Genomic DNA, 17,814 nt, shown 5'->3' with positions numbered 1-17,814 from the left:
TACATTAATTATATATCACCAATTTATTTTTGTTTTAATTTCACAATCATTAAATTCTATTTGAATACATTGGTTAGGAATTGATACAGAAAATTCAGGATACCAGTAAGAATTCACTATATTAATACTTTTTGATCCAGTAATTTTAATAAGTGCCTCTTTGAAATTTTCTAATTTTAGTAATATTTTATATACATGACTATCCACATTTAATATTGATGCTTTTACATTTGGATGTAAATAGTAATAGGCAATTGCTTTTGTAAACTGTCCTGAAATATTATCTACAATTGCTAAGCTTTCAGGTGTAAAAATCCACTCTCTTTTATGAATTGGCCTACCAGGTAAACGTCTATACCCATCATGTATACAGCTAACTGTAATAATTTCTCTCTTCTCTTTTATCACTAAGTCACAAGGCCTTGCCCTTCTTGCTACTCTAAATCCCGCCCAAACTTCAGAAGAGTTTTCACCATCAATTTCAACAGTGCTATGTGCAGCTGTAGACCGCTGACGAAGCCGCTCAATAGTTTCTCCATACTGTGAAATACCAGAATTTACTACTGTACGCTGCCCAAAAAGGCTTAATTCAAAGCTTAATGTATCTGCATGAGCATGACCAGGCTGATAATCAGGCCCAATTTTGGCACAATCTAAAATTGCAACAGCGTCCTTACTTTCTAGTCTTAGATAACCAGAGTCAGCTAAGCGACAGAATTGTATAGATTCAGATAAGTTTTGGTTAGTCCTCTTTGTAGTCCCTTCTTTTATATTCAATTTTAGTGCATAGTCTTTTAACTTATCAGGCGAAGGAGCAATGGCTTTTACTGAGTCGTTAAAAAATGCTATATCTCCGTCTTGATGAAGCATCATGTTCATCCATACAAGCATTTTTTCAGCGGTTAGTCGCCAACTATCCTCTCTTTGTTTAAACTCTGAATAAATATAATGCTGAGAAATATTAATTAAGTCTAACAAATCATAAAGCATGATATTATGATACATAGGAGATAACTCAAAATTACCTCCATCAGCCAGCACTTGTTCTTTTATCTCAGTATCTAATATTTCTAACCCTTTCTTTAACCAGCTTTCAGGCTCATCACCCTCAAAAAAAATGCCTGCAAAAATCAACGCTTTACTATTAGCAAATAAATGGTTACCAAGTAAATGATATTCTAAGCTTTGACTTAACACTTTAGCTTGTAAAGCTAAACTATGTAGCCAACCAGGTTCTGGCATTTGCCCATTAAAAAACCATTTAATCCAGTTAACAACTCTCAAAGAGGTGGGATAAGGCTCCCATCCATTGCCATAAGTTACTGGATTATCATTAATCCAGCTACTAATAAGATCTAAGTGCCATTCTTTACGTACTTCTGATTCAATTGCAACTAAATCTTCAAAATAATGTAAGTTATAGAGCCATAATTTTTCAAAAGCTGTATCATTCCAACTATTAACATCTAAGAGCTTTCCTCTTTTGTTCAAGAATATGAACTCTCTACTAGAGAGCATACTCGGTTGAGCAAGGTTAAGCTTTAACCATTTACCAGTTGACTGTCGTATAGCAGGAATAGTGGACAACTGCTGGTTGATTCTACGTACCTTTCGATAAAAACGATCAACTAACTGCTTTATCTTAAGATAACGTAAAGTATAGAAATAATATGAGACTGTCATAAGAAAAAAATTGTTTATACTATGATAGCACTTCAGCTACTTTTACAGCTATACGAGAAACATCCATAATTTCTTCAAAGCTTATTGGTGAATCACTGCCTGAATGGATAGCATCAGTAAAAGCTTTGATACATGCTTTTTGCCCCTTATCTTGAGTCAGCAGTTTTGTCTTTTTAAACCCTTTCCAATCAAAGCCCGTTAGCTGGCGGAAATTATTTAGCTGTAGAGCAGCATTATTACAAAATACCTCTATTCTTTCTTTAGGAAAGGCTTTGCCTCCATTAGCAAAGTAATGAATAGTGCCTAATGAGCCATCTTCAAAACTTAAAGTAATGGAAGACTTATCATTTCTCACTTTAATACCTGGCGCAGCCCCCATCTTCATTGCCTTAAAGTCAACAATTCTACAACCAACTAAAAATCGCATTAAGTCAATATAGTGACAAGCCTCTCCAATAATACGCCCTCCTCCTATGGTAGGATCTTGTGTCCAATGATTACTATCAATAGCACCTGCATTCATAGTCATAATTAAACATTTAGGCTGATTAGCTCTACTCAATAATTCCTTCATCTTAATTACTTGTGGCGCAAACCGTCGATTAAAGCCAACCATTAAACGTAGTTTCCCAACTTGATTTTTATATACTTTCTCTATTTTAGAAAGCTCTTCTTCAGTCAGAGCCAAAGGCTTTTCTACAAAGACATTTTTACCTGCCAGTAACGACTCTATTACTTGCTGCGCATGTAAATTATGGCGAGTAGCTATGACGATAGTATTTATTTTTTCATTATTCAGTGCCACTTTTATATCAGTAGCTGCGGTAGCAAAATTATTTTTTTTTCCATGGTGCACTGCCGTTATTCCACCACTTGTTACTATAGTATCAAGTTTAACACCTGAGTTTACAAAAGCAGGTATCAGTACTCTGGAAGCATAATTACCAGCCCCAAAAAATGCACAAACAACTTCTTCTTTCTGATAACTAAAGTTATTTTCTAAACTAATACTATGTAAATGATTAGATTTTATACTTTGATCTGAGTACTCCAATAATATGCCCAGAGCATATTTATCTTCCAATGCTGTATAAGCAGAAAATACATCTTCAAGTGTAAACCGATGACTTATCAGTGGTTTAACATTTAATTGAGAGGATGCCATTAAATCCAAAACAGCTTCAAAATTACGTTGTTCTGTCCAGCGAACGAACCCTACCGGATAATCATGGCCTTTCTCTTCATACTCTAAGTCATAGCGTCCAGGTCCATAGCTACAGGAAACTTGAAAGGAAATTTCTTTTTGATAAAAATCAGCTCGAGATAATTCAAGACCAACAACACCAACTAATACAATGCGACCACGTTTCCGACACATTTTTGCAGCTTGACTGACAGGCTCATTACTCTTTGTACTCGCAGTAATAATGACAGCATCAACACCACGACCTCTTGAAAAAGCACTGGCTTTCGCAATAGGATCTTCCCCGTTAGATAAATTAACCACTTCAGCACCAAATTGTTTGGCCAATTCACACTTGTAACTGTCAAAATCAATACCCAATACACGGCATCCACTAGCTCGCAATATTTGAACCGTTATAAGCCCTATCAATCCAAGTCCCGTTACAACTACTACTTCACCAAGTGTTGGCTGTATCAGACGAGTCCCTTGTAAAGCTATTGCACCTAACACAGTGAAAGCTGCACTCTCATCATCCACTTCATCAGGCACTCTGACACAAAGATTTTTATAAACACGTACAACTTCTGCATGATGACCATTTGACACAACTCGCTGACCAATTTCAAAGTCTGTACCACCTGGATCAATGACAGTCCCAACATTACAATAACCAAGAGGCAAAGGTTGATCTAATTTAGAGCGAATAGCTTCAATAGTTGAACCCACACCATCTGTTTTGACTTTGTCCAATACCATTTTTACTTTGTCAGGCTGAGAGCGTGCTTTTTCAATCCAGTTAGCCTTACCGAAATCAATCAACATTCGCTCTGTACCTACAGAAATCAGCGATTTTTTAGTTGATACTAACAACTGATTATTTGTTACTTGAGGGCAAGGTACATCAACAAGTTGAGTTTCCCCACTAGACATATTCTGAAGAATTTGTTTCATAAAATTATCAACTAAAGTATAAATATAAAAATCATCTCAATAAAATATTCTTTCTTTATCTTCTTTAGATAAATAATTAATTAATACAGCCCTGTATTTACCTTTGAATACAAAAAGGCTGCCTGCAGCAGCCCCAATTAGCTTAAATCGATCAACCAATCCAGCAATATCTTCTATACTGCCAGCACCACCAAGAAATGTAATAGGCAGGCTAACGGATTCTCTCACTCTATCTGCTAGCTTTAAGTCATAGCCTTTCATTACCCCATCATTATCAATTGAGTTTATTACTAACTCACCAATACCTAATGTTTCGAACTCTTGAACAAGATTCACCAGTTCTTTTTTTACTTTTCTCTTGCCATTATGTGTATAGATGTCATAACCACCGAATAGTGATTTTTTAACATCTACGACAACAACAACACTTTGACAGCCAATTGCCTGTCCTATTTGCTCCAAAACTTCTGGATTATCAATAGCTGCACTGCTAAGTGCTATTTTTTCTACGCCAAGCTGAATTATTTTTTTAGCTTGGCCAGCAGTCTTAACACCACCACCATAACAAAAAGGCATCCGGCACTCCGCAGCCAAATGCGCAATAAGCTCATAGTCAGGCTCAACATTATTAACGGTTGCATCAATATCAAGAACAACCAATTCATCAACTTCTTTTTCATTGAGAATTTTTACAGCATTTATAGGGTCACCTACGTACTTGGGTTCTTGAAATTTAATGGTTTTTACTAACCCTTTATTATGGATAAGCAAGCAAGGGATTACTCTAGACCGAAGCATCAAGCCAGCTCCGCAAAGTTTTTAAATAGGTTAACGCCATTCATATGACTCTTCTCTGGGTGAAACTGAAATCCAAAAATATTTTCCCTATGAATGGCTGAAGCAAACTTTTTGCCATAAGTGGTAAATGCAAAGATATCTTCTTGATTATGGCACTCAAAATAGTATGAATGTAAAAAATAAAATCCTTTATCAACAATTATATCTTCAAATAGAGCATGTGGTTTTGCTGGTTTAACCACATTCCAGCCCATATGGGGTATTTTAGGTTTATATACCAGTTCTTCTTTATTAATTTTTTTCACTTTTGCTGAAAACCATCCTAACCCTGGTAAACGCCCTTCTTCACTACTCACCGCCATTATTTGCATACCAACACATATACCCAAAACAGGGACTTTTTTCTCTAAAACAAAATAATTTAGCGAATCTAGCATACCTGATTGACTCAGTTGATGCATCGACTCGTCAAATGCACCAACTCCAGCTAAAATAATCCTACTTGCTTTTTCGAGTTGTTCAGGAATAGATACAAACTCCGACTCAATACTCAACCTTTTATAAATATTTTTGATTGCCTGAATATTACCTGATCCATAATCAATAATAGCAATCACCTTTTACCACCTTTTTCAATGCCTAACGACCGTAATACTTTTGATCCAAAATCATAGATTGATTGTTGATTTTTATAATCTCTAAAAGTCTTATTTGATGCATTAAAGTATGACCGTAATTCGTCCACTGAAATTCTCAATTTGTTTGATACATATTCAAACTCATCATTGATTGTTTCATTATCATAGGCCAGCTGCTTTAGCTTTGCTAATGCATCTTCTCTTGTCATTTGACCTGTCAGAATCAAGCTGGAGTATTGTACCTTACGTGTATCATAACCAAACTTTTCAGGTAACCAATAGCTTTCGTAAAACCTGGTAAATCTTGATTCAAAGTGTTTTTGAGCATACCGTTGGTACCCAAAGTTTTCCACTAAAAACTGGGTTGCTGTTTCTTTATTATACGGAAAATAGTCTAAAGGCCTATATACTTTTATTCCTCTAATGTAAGGTAAATAAACTTTATGCCAAACAATATTTGTTAAAGGAAAGGTTTTGAGGGAATGAGAGCCATATTTTTTATGGATATCTCTAATTTGTCTTGAGTCTGACTGAAAGTACATCCATTCCAAAGGATTTCTTATACATTCAGTAGAATAGTTACCGCCTGTTAAAATATGTTTTATTTTATATTTTGATGCAAACTTATACATTGTAGCAAAAAAAGCATGGTCTTGCGGTGTATCTATATGAGGCACTCCTGATTTAAAAAAAGCCAGTTGCAGATCTTTCATCTCCTCCCAATCAATAACTTCTGTATATAAATCTAACCCCAATTTATCAACTAGTTGTTCGATATTATTTACTGCTTGTTGTGAATTCCAACCTGCATCAACGTGAAAAACTAAAGGACGTAGCCCCAACTTTTCCTTAGCAACATAGGTTAAATATGAACTATCAATGCCACCACTCATACCAATAATACAGTCAAAATCTTTGTTCTTGCCTCGCTCTTTAATTTTTTCTGCAATAGTTTTAATATGGTTAGCACCTTTTTCATCAGTATGCCAGTTAGGTTTTATTTTATTTAAAAAGGTATTACAATGATCACACACTCCTTTCTCATCAAACGTTATTTTACTGTCAGTAGTATCCATTACACAGTTGGTACATATTTTAATAGACAATCTATTCATAATCATTTACAAAGTCATCTGTAAAAGAAAGGAAAATAATACTATTTGTTACCCGCAATAACTCACTATTATCACAATTAAAGGTGGCAAATCTATTTTATTTAATTAAATTTGAGAATACCACTACAAGAAACCAGCCTATTCCCTACCCACTTTATATATCAACAATAAAAAACCAAATAATTTATACAGCTTATTTTAAATATATTTTCTAAACTAGTATTTATCTTTTAACTCTCGTTAAAATTCCACCTATACTATCTATTATTTGATTTTGCTTTTCCGCTTCTATACCAAACCATAGTGGTAATCGGAGTAAGCGTTCAGACAACCTGTTAGTGACAACCATAGTTCCATGTACCCTACCATAACGTTTTCCAGCAGGTGACGAATGAAGCGGTACGTAGTGAAATAGTGAATTAATTTTTTTGCGTTTTAGTTCTAATAATACCTTTTCCCGATCAATATGCGGTGCTAATAGTACATAATACATATGTGCATTATGATGGCAATGTTCAGGTATAACAGGGCGACTTAATAATTCTCTAGTTTCAAAAAAAGCCAGTAGCTCATGATAATGTTTCCAACTAACCAACCGCCCATCCGTAATAGTTTGAGCATTTTCCAGTTGTGCCCACAAGAAGGCGGCTATAAGCTCACCAGGAAGAAATGATGACCCAACTTCTTGCCATGTATATTTTTCCACCTCTCCTCTGAAAAAACGGCTTCGATCCGTTCCCTTTTCACGAATAATTTCAGCACGATGGGCCAGTTCAGGATCATTAACAAGTAAAGCTCCACCTTCACCTGAAATTACATTCTTAGTCTCATGAAAGCTGTATGCTCCCAAATCACCAATACTGCCCAGGACTCGTCCCTTATAACTAGCTAATATACCTTGCGCAGCATCTTCAACAACTTTTAAATCATGCCTCTTCGCAATCTGCATGATTGTATCCATCTCACACCCCACCCCAGCATAGTGTACAGGAACAATTGCTCGTGTTTTAGGAGTGATAGCAGCTTCTATTAAGCGTTCATCCAAATTCATGGTTTCTTCACGGATATCCACAAAAACTGGTACACCACCTCTTAATACAAAAGCATTTGCAGTCGACACAAAAGTATAAGAAGGCATTATGATCTCGTCACCAGGCTGAATATCCAGTAGCAACGCAGCCATTTCTAAGCCAGCAGTACAAGAATGCGTTAATAAAGCTGTATTACAACCTGTATGCTCCTCCAGCCACTCATGGCAGCGCTTAGTATAAGGTCCATCACCCGCCAAGCGTCCCTTAAGGTAAGACTCCTTAATATAATCTAACTCCTTACCCGTCATATGTGGCCAGTTAAATGGAATAAAATTATTTTTCATACTTTTAACCATAACTATATTTTCCTAGCCACTATCAAACGTGAACCACCAATAGGAATTCTCCCCCCCATTTTTAGAAAGGTCAGCTCAAGCTTCATCAAAATATAGAATATTTTGTTTATCATTTTTGAAATTCTAAGCTCTGCAGTTACATTAGTATTTGTACTTGAACTATTTCCAAACAAACGTGAAAGCACCATAGCTGGTAATAGGATTGAAATAAAAGATGTACTATAAAGTATTGTTAGGTCTACCTGTCTAATTTTTTTATGTAATTCTTTAACTTCATAACGTCTTACATGGCAAGAGTATTCATCAACCTTACTCCAAAGCCATGGATGTTGAGGTACAGTTATTATCAATACTCCTTTTTTCTTTAAAGCTCTAGCCATCTGTGTAAACACTTGTCTATCTTCTTCAATATGCTCTAATACATCAAAAGCTCCTATCACATCAAACTCTTCAATGAAAGGGATTTTCCGCGCATCCATTTGAATGAACTCTACAAATGGTAACCTTTTGGAAGCAGAAGTTAAACCAGCTGTAAGAATTTCACTACCAGAAAGTGAAGCCATAGGGAATGCTTTTGCAATATTCTCAAGCACAAACCCTGTTCCACAGCCAATTTCTAACAGTGAAGAAAAATTAGGAAAGTAGTTATGTAGAGCCCAGACAATTAACTCACTTCTAGATCGAAACCAAAAGTGACTAGACTCAAATTGAGCATAATCGGAATAAAATTCTTCTTTAAAACCTGCGGTATCATTGCAATATTCAGGGGCGTATAATGTAAAACCATCCTTTGTTTGTGATATGCTTCCACACTTATCACATATTTTAGATACTGATGGATAAGGAGTACTACATGTGGCACAAAATTTCATGCTACCACTTTATGAATTTTATTTTTACGAAACACAAAGAGTTTTAATACCATATAAAGAAAACCAGCAACAATAATAATTGCTACAGCCTGAACTGCCTGATGGGGGTAGCCAAGCTTATCAGAAAATATAATTAGCAGACCTAGATTAAGTATATAACCCAAAAAGTGTGCTATATAATAGCGAAGCATCGATAGCCAGGTAAAGCCACAATACTCAAAAGCCCACCCTTTATTACAGAAAAAACCAATAATTGAGCCAAGTATGTATAGAAGCGTCATTGAAATCTTATAATCAATGCTCCAATAAGTCAGTATTAAATAAGTCAGGTAACCTAATAAATTAGTAAATACACCAACCACTCCATATCGAAGCATTGACTTCATTGAACTATAGCTTTAATAATTAACTAAAAGACTATTCATCTATTAACACCGCAATTCCAAATCCGGTTTTACCATAACTGTTTCCATTATAAAGTAGATAACGTAGGCCAGCATGATCAAAGATATATGGATAGCAAATCATTTCAGCATCCCAACCATATTCTGAAACGTCAACACCCACCAAATGATCTTGCCTTTCCCATTTAATACCATCATATGAAATAGCATAACGAATTCTATAATTTGGACAAGTTTTAGTGGCTCTTGAACAAAACCACATTTTATATAAATTACCATCTTTTATTACACGAGGTACACCTAAGGCATACTCAAACTCATCTCGAAAGTCAACTGCAACGGTCCCATTACGAATCCAATTGATACCATCATTCGACTCGGCATACTCAAGCCTGTAAAAATGCTTAGGCTCACTTGCATCTTCTTTCCAACCTACACATGACGTGAACCAAGCACGAAAATGACCATTATCATAATGAACCTCTGGAGTAGCCACAAAATGAGGTAAGTCACGTGTTCTATCAATTATAGGGCCTTCAAAACAGCGCTCGAAGCGTTGTGTTGAATCATTCCACTCAGCTAGTCCTATTGAATTACGAATCTTAACTGTGACACCGGTATTAATTCCAGTGTAATACAGCATTTTTCTGCCGCTCACATTAACAATGGAATTAGGTAACGCACCACTATCATCAAAACATCCTAGTGTTCCAGGCTCCAATACTGGCTGTTCATACACTCTAAGTACACTTGTAGGCTTTCGTATATCAACTTCAAGATAAGCACCATGTCCACGATTATGTTTATCACGAGATGAAAAATAGATACGAAACAAGTCCCCATCAACTTGCTCAGCAATTGGAATCATTGCATGAGAGTATAGCCAGTTACTATGTTTGTCTGCACAGAATATTTTTCCTAGTTTTTTCCACTTCATAATTTAATTTTATAACTAAATTTTACTTATCCTCATACTTGAAGCTTTTGATCGATGTGTAGCATGCCCCTTATAGACCCCAAATTCCTCTACATCATTAAGCAAAAGTGTACCTGCTCCAATAACACACTGTTTACCAACTGAAATATTATCACGCAGGGTAGCATTAACTCCTATAAAACAAGATTTTCCAATATTGACTCTACCTGAAATCACAATATGAGAAGCAAGAAAACAATGATCACCGACCTTGGTATGATGGCCAATATGATTTCCACTCCATAAAGTTATATTATTTCCTATATTCACAAAAGGTTGAATTATATTATTCTCTAGTATAAAGCAATTATCTCCTATACAGTTATTATTAAGTATTATAGCTTTAGAGCTTATATAACTAACAAGCTTATACCCAATAGACCTAGCAATATGGTATTTCTCTTCTCTAATTTTATTTAAGTTTGAATAACCAACTGCAACAAAAAAATTATACTCATCAGTGGGGTAGATATTTACAACATTCTCAAACTCCACTACAGGCAGCCCACAAAATTTACCACCTTCTGGAATATATTTTGAGTCAACAGTAAACGCCGTGACCTGGTAATCTGAATCATTAGTAAAATAATAATATGCAAGTTCAGCAGCATCAGAAACACCAAAAATAATGATTTTTTTCATCACCCCTCTCTAAAATCAGCACTCTTATATATATTTCTAATAATAGTATATGGCCTTTGTTTTGTTTCTGAGTAAACCTTTGAAAGGTATATACCTATTATTCCAAGGAAAGCTGTAACCATTCCCCCAAGTAACCAAATAGACGCCATCAATGATGTATATCCATTAGGAGGCCTCTCCCAAAACAACCAATTTACTATTAAATATCCAGCCCAAAGAGCAGATATCATGAAGATAAAGCAACCAATAATAAAAATTCCAAGAAGAGGCCTCTTTGAAAACGCAGTAACAGAGTTTATAAACTGTGATATTTTTTTATAAAAGCTATAGGTTGTTTCACTACAGTTATGCTTTACTACTTTATATGGTTGCTGGTCAAAACCAGTAATAACCCATAAGCCTGCCATAAATAACTCAGACTCCATATGTGTAAGTAATGCATTAACATAACGACGAGACATAAGGCGTGCAACAACTAAATTTTTTGGCAAATCTAATCCTGAAAGCCACCGGAAAGTAGAATAAAAAATTATTCCACTCCACCTTTCAAACAGATCCCCTTTTCGATGTTCTTGAATACCGCAAACAACATCACAGTTTTTTAAACTCATTTGCTTAGAAAAAAGAAGCAACCACTCTGGTTCTTCCTCTAAGTCACTATCAATAAGAAAAACTTTGTCTCCCTTTGCGTAAGCAAGCCCAGTCATCATTGCTTTGTGATGACCAAAATTTCGAGACAAGTCTACAATAACAAGATTTTCATTATTTTTTGTAAACTCTCTGGAAAGTTCAAGACTTTTGTCAGGCGAACCATCATTCACTAAAATAATTTCAAAATCATTTCCAACTAGTTGCTTCGCTGCATTACTTGCTCTTAATAAGAACTCAGCTATATATGACTCGGAATTATAGAGAGTTGCAACAATTGATAGTTTCATTAGGGTGAATACCTCATATACAAATGTGCATCCCTACCACAGTTAAATAGCAAATCAAGAATAGTAACCTCATGAATAAAATCACCCCAAAGCTGTGGATAACTTGGATAATTAGAGTAGTCAAACCAAGTTAGTTTAATCCCTTGATTGTGAAAAACACTATCATTAATATACCCTTTAGCTGCTGGTCCCGAAATATATTCTGTAGCACCTGATTGATGGCAAAGATCTACTAAACGTTCGGTTTTGCCATTAGACAAAGTGTAATCCCATGAGTTACTTATGTATGTGTTTATATTTAAAAAATCACAAATACATTCAATAAAACAACGATTAAGTTGAGATAAATATGAAAATTTATTTTTCAAATACAATGGACTTAACCATTCAGCAATCTCATTAAAATATGCTGCTTTTTTATAACTACTTTCTAAAGATTTCCAGTGTTTCAACTGCCATGTACTACTAGCTATATGTACATCTCGAATACGTCTATTAATATTTTTTCCAACAGGAATAGTTAACCAATGAATTCCTTGTGATGCCTTAATTATATTACGATTTCGCCAATCATTTTTTGTAAACTGCATATCGTCAAATATAATAAACTCATCAACTGCAGCAATTATGTCGAAGTATCCTTTCCAAGGGATATAATTAGACTGCAGTATAGCAATCTTCTTTATATTTTTATTCATCTATAGCAACTACATTAACTCAATTAACATATAAATAAATTTTTTATATAGAGATATAAACATAAGTATAACACATATCACTATCATACTATGAAATTTAAACTTCTGTAAATTACTTGTTAGTATTTTTTTGTTTCAACTGTCTCCCATAGTAAGTTGCTTATATTTATTATCTTTAGACACCTGATATAAAAAAATTTCCCATGAAGAATATTTATGATTAAATTTTTTCAATATATTTAATCCAATTTTCTCTGCATTTTCTACTTCCAGAGCAGAAAAAACATACTCTCCGCCCATAGAGCTAAATTTCCTAACATTAAATTTTAAATCTTTAATTCTTGCACTATACTTTTTAACCACCTTTTTTGTCATAAGAAGCGCATTTCCGTGAAATGTCTCCAGCTCACTAACAAAAATGTAATAGCGGCTTCCCCAGTTATCAAAGTAATTACGATAAGCTTCACTGTGAACAAGTTCTCCAGCAATTATTTCACGAAATTTTTTCTTATATTCTAGTGGATAGTTAGCGCTATAACCATCTAAGGTAAAAAATCCATTAAAAGCAGCTATTGAAGGATGTAGACCAATTGATACTACCCGATATTCACTTTTTTTTCTGTCTATAAATGTATCAATATCATTGAACAAATCCTTAGAGAAAAATTCTGCATAGGAAGGCTTTTGCGTAATACTTTCCTGATTATTATGAGATACATTGAACAAGTGATGCACTTGCAAAATAAATAAAGTAATAGCAGATAAACGTCCTACAATAGAGAAAAATAAGTTAGTTTGATTCCATAATATATAAAATACGACACCTAATATTAAATACCACAACAATGGTTGCAGCATATAAAATCTTGACAAGTCAAAATAAGGAAAATGGGGAAACAAGAAACTGATAACACTCCATATATTCAACCAAAACCCATACCATATGGATATCAACATGCACATTACTAATAAATACAACACTAATAATATATTTTTTCTATTATATTTATATATATAATGCCATACACAAAAAAGCACAATAATATAAAGCATAATTAAAGCAGCTGGTTTATTTATTGGATATACATTTTTACCAAAAAAATATAAAGGCTCGTACCAAATATTTATATATATATATATATATATATATATAAATGCCAGCCCCTATAAAAACAAATAAAACAAATAAAACATATATATAATCTATATAAGCAGTAAAATATGATACAAAACTACGCTGTAAGACAATAAAAAATACTGCAAGGCCTATTGATGGGATAATATAAATATACTGCTGGCTCAACGCATGCTCTTGCCCCCATATAAAAATCCTAAAAGACTGATTATATGCTGACATTAAACTAATATCATTAAATTCAAATTCTACTCGATGTGAAATAAACCCTTCCACCAAACCTAACATTACAATAACTAATTGATATTCAACTAAAAGTGATATTACAAAATTTACCAAAATGGCTATGCTTAGATTTTTATTAAGTTTTCTATTTTTAATAAAATCTACAATAAAATAACACAAAACAAAACAAAATAAAAAAATCCACTAAGTGTAAATAGCGTATAAAAGGGTAATAAAATTAATATTAACCAGTCTTGCCATCTACCTTTCCCTTGTCCTATGTTGAAAAATGCACTCAATAATAAAGGCTGTCCAGCTATACTCAATCCGAATAAAGAGTAAAACGGTAGTAATGAGAAAGTTAATGAAGCAAAAATTGAGGTTATATACCCTCTTTGACCTTTAGTAACATGCTGTGTTAGTAGTCGATACATTCCCAAATATGCTACTAACCTAATAAATATCTGATTTACAGTAAAAGCATCAAATGGTTCAAACCAGTAATTTAACCAAACAGGTACATAAAGACCAGAAACTAAAGATGCTCGAGGTAAACCATCTGCAAAATTTTCAATTTTCGCAAGTGGGGAAGCAAAAATTTCTCCACTTTTAGCCAAAATACTTAAATCAACAAATATACTATCAAGCTGATCATGTATCATAAGATGCATCGCTTCTCCAAGAAAGAAGTGCGGTGCCAAGTACGAAAATATTATAACTATTGCTATTACATGTAATAGCTTAATAATATTCTTTATTTCAATATTATTAAGCTTTATATAGAAATTCATAGCTTATATAGTATTGTCAATGCCTACACATAAAAAATTTAATTTCAATATTTCTTACAACTAATATCGTAGCTTACACAAAGTGATATAGATAAAACTATTTAGTTCATTATAGAAGCTAAGAAATCAACTACTTTTTCTACATAAAAATTAAGAAGATTCTGTTTAGAGTCACAAAAATCATAGTTATACACTATTGTATATCTCTACAATATACTTCCACGTTTCTTCTGCACAACGAGACCATGTATACTGATTAGAAATCTGTTTTGCTTTACTTGCAATACGCTGACAAAGCTCAGGGTCATTAATAATCATTTCTATTTTTTTAGCAATTGAAATTGAGTTTTCTGGATCAAAATATACCCCCCCACCTTCCAAAACTTCAGGCATTGGGCCTCGGTTCGAACAGGCTATTGGTAAACCCATTGCCATTGCTTCAATAAGTGTATTTGGCATATTTTCACAGCTTGATGCAAATATAAATATATCCGCTTTTTCCAAATAGTCTGGTAATTTATTTTGAGGCACAAAAGGCCTCTGTACAACAAAAGAGTTATTAGGATCAGAAATTTCAATTTGGTTGTCTAATAGTTTTTTAGCTTTTCCCGAACCACCTCCAACTAAAGTAAGTCTTATGTTATATCCTCGATCACGCAGGACAGCAATTGCTTTGACAACTATCCACTGATGTTTATATAAAGCGGCATTAGATATATATAAACATTCAATTGGCTGACTTTTCTCTACAATTCTTAGCTTGGGGGTTTTTGAAGCTTTAAATTTTTCACTGACACCATGTGGAATATGTGCAACACGAGATAGAGGACCACAAGACCTTTGAATAACTTCAGATGCATAACGAGTGAGAAAGACTGCACCATTAGCACGTCGTAAAGCGTTATTTTGTATATAACGTAACAAAATCAGCCGAAGTCGCGCTCTACTAAAACCAAAACGTTCGATCTCTCCTGGTTCATAAGACAACATATCCCGGCTCATAGTAATAGAGGGGCGAAACCGAGATATTGTACCAGCATCAGTGTTCAATATGATCTCACACCCAGCTTTAATAATCTCACTAGGAAGACGAAAACATTGCCAATAAAGCTGTTGATATAAAGGCTTTTCTAGTTCTTTAGGATTATGTTTAACTAACCATGGTTGATCAGGTACTAAATTCAGCAATGACTGATATGACCATAAATGGACTTCCCGAACACCGTATTTAAATGGATCATCTTGAGTCAAGATTCCTACCAAATGCGATTTAGCACCACCTGATCGATTGCGGGATGCATCGATACCAACAACAACTCCCTCCTTTTTGATTCTTTCAACTTTTTTTTCCATAGGCTCACGAGTGTCTTGCTTTTAAAATTACAAATTCTTTATTATTTTTTTAACGAATTTAGCAATAATAAATGCTTACCGTTTTTATAAAAATATAGTATTTTTTGCAGCTTTCTTTGAATTATCGGTATTTATTGATATTGTTTATATCGTAACTGCATATTCTCTTCGCCAAAGTTCAAATAAAACAAGTGCAAATAAACGTTCACTGTTATTCCTTCCAAGATCCTGACCTCGTAGTAAACTGCGAACTATCCTTTGGTCAAAAATCGTTTGTGTGCTAAGCAGTACATCATGAAAAAGTTCTCGAAAAGAGCCAGCTTTAAGCCACGATGACAGTGGGATAGAGAATCCCTGCTTTCGCTGCTGATCAAATTCAGGTGGTAAAATCCTACTAGCTAACTCTTTAAGAAGCAGCTTTTTACTTGTAGCAGTTGCTTTCAAATATGAAGGTATCCGGCAGAAAGCAAACTCTATCAAACGATAATCAAGAAATGGAGCTCTCACTTCTAAAGAATTTAACATACTAGTCCGATCAACCTTAACCAGTATATCTTCGGGTAAGTAATTGGCAAAATCCATTCTAGTAGCTCGCTGGAGAAGATCTGTATTTTTTGGTACACGTTTCTGATCTACTTCTTCAGCTATCAGCGGCCAACTGCTGGTTAATTGAGTCAGTAATTTTCGCCTAGTAGTTTTATCATAGTAAGAAGCAATCAATGGAAGTTCATACTTTAAATCCATATCTAACCCCTGTAGCCAATTGCGTCCCTTGAAACCTACAGGTAAAAACCACTGAGCCATGTTAGAGATAATTAAGCGCAAACTATAAGGAATCCCTCCTAAGTGATTTTGCATCCACAGCAGTCGGCTATAGTGTCTATAACCACCAAATAACTCGTCACCACCATCCCCTCCTAGTGCAACAGTACAGTGTTGACGAACTAACTGACTAACTAAGTAAGTAGGAATCATTGAGGAATCAATAATTGGCTCATCGAATTGTCGTGCCAGTTTAGGCAGAAGATCAGCTGTTGTCGCTTTAGCTTCTAGCTCTACATGCTCAGTATTATAATACTTTGCTATCAAACGAGCATGCTCCGTTTCATCCAGTTTTCCATGCCCAGGAAAGCGAATTGTGAATGTTTTTACTTTTGGTAGTTTTCGTGCTGCCATTGCTGTAATCAAGCTGGAATCCACTCCACCACTCAACAGTACCCCAACGGGAACATCAGCAGTCAATTGTTGGCCTACCGAGCTTTCTAATAAATTCTCTAGCTCATCAAGTATAAGGTTTTTATCCATTGAAGAATTAGATTTACCATTAAATTCAGGAAGCCTCCAATAACTCCAAACCTTTACCTCACCCGTATTAAGCTTAAATAGTAAAGCATGGGCTGGAGGGAGCTTTTTAAAACCCTTTAGAATACATTGTTCACCAGGCACAAACCCCATAGCCAAATAACAATCAAGTGACCCCATATCTATCTGATGAGATACCCCACGGTTAGCCATAAGAGATTTCAACTCAGAAGCAAAGCAAAATACACCTTTTACATGATGATAAAAGAGGGGCTTTTCTCCTGCTCGATCACGTGCTAAGAATAACGACTGAGCCTTTGTATCAAAAATTGCAAATGCAAACATTCCAATTAAATATTTAACACAATCAACTCCCCACATATTATATGCAGCAAGAATCACTTCTGTATCAGAATTTGATTTGAATATTTGACCTTTAGAAGAAAGCTTTAATTGGAGCTCTTTATAATTATAAATCTCCCCATTAAACACAATAGTTAGACTTTTCATAACATTGCTCATAGGTTGATGAGCAGCAGAAGACAAGTCGATTATAGATAAGCGTCGGTGAGCAAGTCCTACTCTTCTATCATTTGTCCACCATTCACCAGCATCATCCGGACCACGATGACTCATAGCTATACTCCCTTCAGAAAACCAGTCTTGGTTTGCTAAAGGAAGTTTTGATGCTATACCTAATATCCCACACATTAAATTTTT

The 17,814-nt window shown here is 34.6% G+C and carries 15 protein-coding genes and 1 pseudogene; all 16 read right to left on the bottom strand.

Features of this window, described 5'->3' with window-relative positions; genetic code table 11:
* Positions 1–15 precede the first annotated feature (15 nt).
* The 16 genes and pseudogenes from OQE68_RS21775 to asnB all read right to left on the bottom strand — a co-directional run bounded on the left by OQE68_RS21775 (position 16) and on the right by asnB (position 17,805).
* Positions 16–1,683, bottom strand: a complete 1,668-nt coding sequence (locus OQE68_RS21775; RefSeq protein ID WP_180569654.1) for a heparinase II/III family protein — start codon at positions 1,681–1,683, stop codon at positions 16–18.
* Between the two features lie 19 nt (positions 1,684–1,702).
* Positions 1,703–3,820: a bi-domain-containing oxidoreductase gene (locus OQE68_RS21770; RefSeq protein ID WP_180569653.1), complete on the bottom strand. Its 2,118-nt coding sequence runs from the start codon at positions 3,818–3,820 to the stop codon at positions 1,703–1,705.
* Positions 3,821–3,856: 36 nt separating this feature from the next.
* Positions 3,857–4,618 carry an AglZ/HisF2 family acetamidino modification protein gene (locus OQE68_RS21765; protein ID WP_180569652.1) on the bottom strand — a complete coding sequence of 254 codons (762 nt, stop codon included), beginning with the start codon at positions 4,616–4,618 and terminating at the stop codon, positions 3,857–3,859.
* Positions 4,618–5,235 (bottom strand): imidazole glycerol phosphate synthase subunit HisH, encoded by a 618-nt coding sequence (hisH, locus tag OQE68_RS21760; protein ID WP_180569651.1) that lies wholly within the window; start codon positions 5,233–5,235, stop codon positions 4,618–4,620. The genes OQE68_RS21765 and hisH overlap by 1 nt, the downstream gene beginning before the upstream one ends.
* Positions 5,232–6,371 carry an N-acetyl sugar amidotransferase gene (locus OQE68_RS21755; RefSeq protein WP_180569650.1) on the bottom strand — a complete coding sequence of 380 codons (1,140 nt, stop codon included), beginning with the start codon at positions 6,369–6,371 and terminating at the stop codon, positions 5,232–5,234. The genes hisH and OQE68_RS21755 overlap by 4 nt, the downstream gene beginning before the upstream one ends.
* 223 nt (positions 6,372–6,594) lie before the next feature.
* A complete protein-coding gene (rffA, locus tag OQE68_RS21750) occupies positions 6,595–7,758 on the bottom strand; it encodes a dTDP-4-amino-4,6-dideoxygalactose transaminase (RefSeq protein WP_255490951.1) in 1,164 nt (387 codons plus the stop codon).
* A 2-nt stretch (positions 7,759–7,760) separates the two neighbouring features.
* On the bottom strand, positions 7,761–8,630 hold the full coding sequence (locus OQE68_RS21745) for a class I SAM-dependent methyltransferase (RefSeq protein WP_180569649.1): 870 nt from the start codon (positions 8,628–8,630) through the stop codon (positions 7,761–7,763).
* Complete coding sequence (locus tag OQE68_RS21740) at positions 8,627–9,016, bottom strand: GtrA family protein (RefSeq protein WP_180569648.1); 390 nt, start codon at positions 9,014–9,016, stop codon at positions 8,627–8,629. Before OQE68_RS21740 ends, OQE68_RS21745 begins: the two co-directional genes overlap by 4 nt.
* A gap of 31 nt (positions 9,017–9,047) precedes the next feature.
* On the bottom strand, positions 9,048–9,971 hold the full coding sequence (locus OQE68_RS21735; RefSeq protein ID WP_180569647.1) for a glycoside hydrolase family protein: 924 nt from the start codon (positions 9,969–9,971) through the stop codon (positions 9,048–9,050).
* 15 nt (positions 9,972–9,986) lie between these two features.
* Entirely contained in the window at positions 9,987–10,652 is a 666-nt protein-coding gene (locus OQE68_RS21730; protein ID WP_219340100.1) for an acetyltransferase, read from the bottom strand.
* Complete coding sequence (locus OQE68_RS21725; RefSeq protein WP_180569645.1) at positions 10,652–11,590, bottom strand: glycosyltransferase family 2 protein; 939 nt, start codon at positions 11,588–11,590, stop codon at positions 10,652–10,654. Before OQE68_RS21725 ends, OQE68_RS21730 begins: the two co-directional genes overlap by 1 nt.
* Positions 11,590–12,288 carry a WbqC family protein gene (locus OQE68_RS21720; protein WP_219340099.1) on the bottom strand — a complete coding sequence of 233 codons (699 nt, stop codon included), beginning with the start codon at positions 12,286–12,288 and terminating at the stop codon, positions 11,590–11,592. Before OQE68_RS21720 ends, OQE68_RS21725 begins: the two co-directional genes overlap by 1 nt.
* A gap of 135 nt (positions 12,289–12,423) precedes the next feature.
* The gene (locus OQE68_RS21715; protein WP_219340098.1) at positions 12,424–13,341 is read right to left on the bottom strand and encodes a DUF6044 family protein; all 918 of its coding nucleotides are present in this window, start codon (positions 13,339–13,341) and stop codon (positions 12,424–12,426) included.
* 37 nt (positions 13,342–13,378) lie between these two features.
* Positions 13,379–14,439: pseudogene (locus OQE68_RS21710) on the bottom strand (DUF6044 family protein).
* A gap of 186 nt (positions 14,440–14,625) precedes the next feature.
* Positions 14,626–15,792 (bottom strand): glycosyltransferase family 4 protein, encoded by a 1,167-nt coding sequence (locus OQE68_RS21705; protein WP_180569641.1) that lies wholly within the window; start codon positions 15,790–15,792, stop codon positions 14,626–14,628.
* 144 nt (positions 15,793–15,936) lie between these two features.
* On the bottom strand, positions 15,937–17,805 hold the full coding sequence (gene asnB / locus OQE68_RS21700) for an asparagine synthase (glutamine-hydrolyzing) (protein WP_180569640.1): 1,869 nt from the start codon (positions 17,803–17,805) through the stop codon (positions 15,937–15,939).
* Between the last annotated feature and the right edge of the window lie 9 nt (positions 17,806–17,814).

Origin of the sequence: Spartinivicinus marinus (assembly GCF_026309355.1) — a bacterium.
Taxonomy (GTDB): Bacteria; Pseudomonadota; Gammaproteobacteria; order Pseudomonadales; family Zooshikellaceae; genus Spartinivicinus; species Spartinivicinus marinus.
Note: the sequence above shows the minus strand (reverse complement) of the source record. Positions and strands in the feature narration are given on the sequence as shown.

Excerpts from the sequence above, each read along its gene's own strand:
- OQE68_RS21775 (WP_180569654.1), bottom strand. The coding sequence starts at position 1,683 with ATGACAGTCTCATATTATTTCTATACTTTACGTTATCTTAAGATAAAG.
- OQE68_RS21770 (WP_180569653.1), bottom strand. The coding sequence starts at position 3,820 with ATGAAACAAATTCTTCAGAATATGTCTAGTGGGGAAACTCAACTTGTT.
- OQE68_RS21765 (WP_180569652.1), bottom strand. The coding sequence starts at position 4,618 with ATGCTTCGGTCTAGAGTAATCCCTTGCTTGCTTATCCATAATAAAGGG.
- OQE68_RS21755 (WP_180569650.1), bottom strand. The coding sequence starts at position 6,371 with ATGAATAGATTGTCTATTAAAATATGTACCAACTGTGTAATGGATACT.
- rffA (WP_255490951.1), bottom strand. The coding sequence starts at position 7,758 with ATGGTTAAAAGTATGAAAAATAATTTTATTCCATTTAACTGGCCACAT.
- OQE68_RS21745 (WP_180569649.1), bottom strand. The coding sequence starts at position 8,630 with ATGAAATTTTGTGCCACATGTAGTACTCCTTATCCATCAGTATCTAAA.
- OQE68_RS21740 (WP_180569648.1), bottom strand. The coding sequence starts at position 9,016 with ATGAAGTCAATGCTTCGATATGGAGTGGTTGGTGTATTTACTAATTTA.
- OQE68_RS21735 (WP_180569647.1), bottom strand. The coding sequence starts at position 9,971 with ATGAAGTGGAAAAAACTAGGAAAAATATTCTGTGCAGACAAACATAGT.
- OQE68_RS21730 (WP_219340100.1), bottom strand. The coding sequence starts at position 10,652 with ATGAAAAAAATCATTATTTTTGGTGTTTCTGATGCTGCTGAACTTGCA.
- OQE68_RS21725 (WP_180569645.1), bottom strand. The coding sequence starts at position 11,590 with ATGAAACTATCAATTGTTGCAACTCTCTATAATTCCGAGTCATATATA.
- OQE68_RS21720 (WP_219340099.1), bottom strand. The coding sequence starts at position 12,288 with ATGAATAAAAATATAAAGAAGATTGCTATACTGCAGTCTAATTATATC.
- OQE68_RS21715 (WP_219340098.1), bottom strand. The coding sequence starts at position 13,341 with ATGCTTTATATTATTGTGCTTTTTTGTGTATGGCATTATATATATAAA.
- OQE68_RS21705 (WP_180569641.1), bottom strand. The coding sequence starts at position 15,792 with ATGGAAAAAAAAGTTGAAAGAATCAAAAAGGAGGGAGTTGTTGTTGGT.
- asnB (WP_180569640.1), bottom strand. The coding sequence starts at position 17,805 with ATGTGTGGGATATTAGGTATAGCATCAAAACTTCCTTTAGCAAACCAA.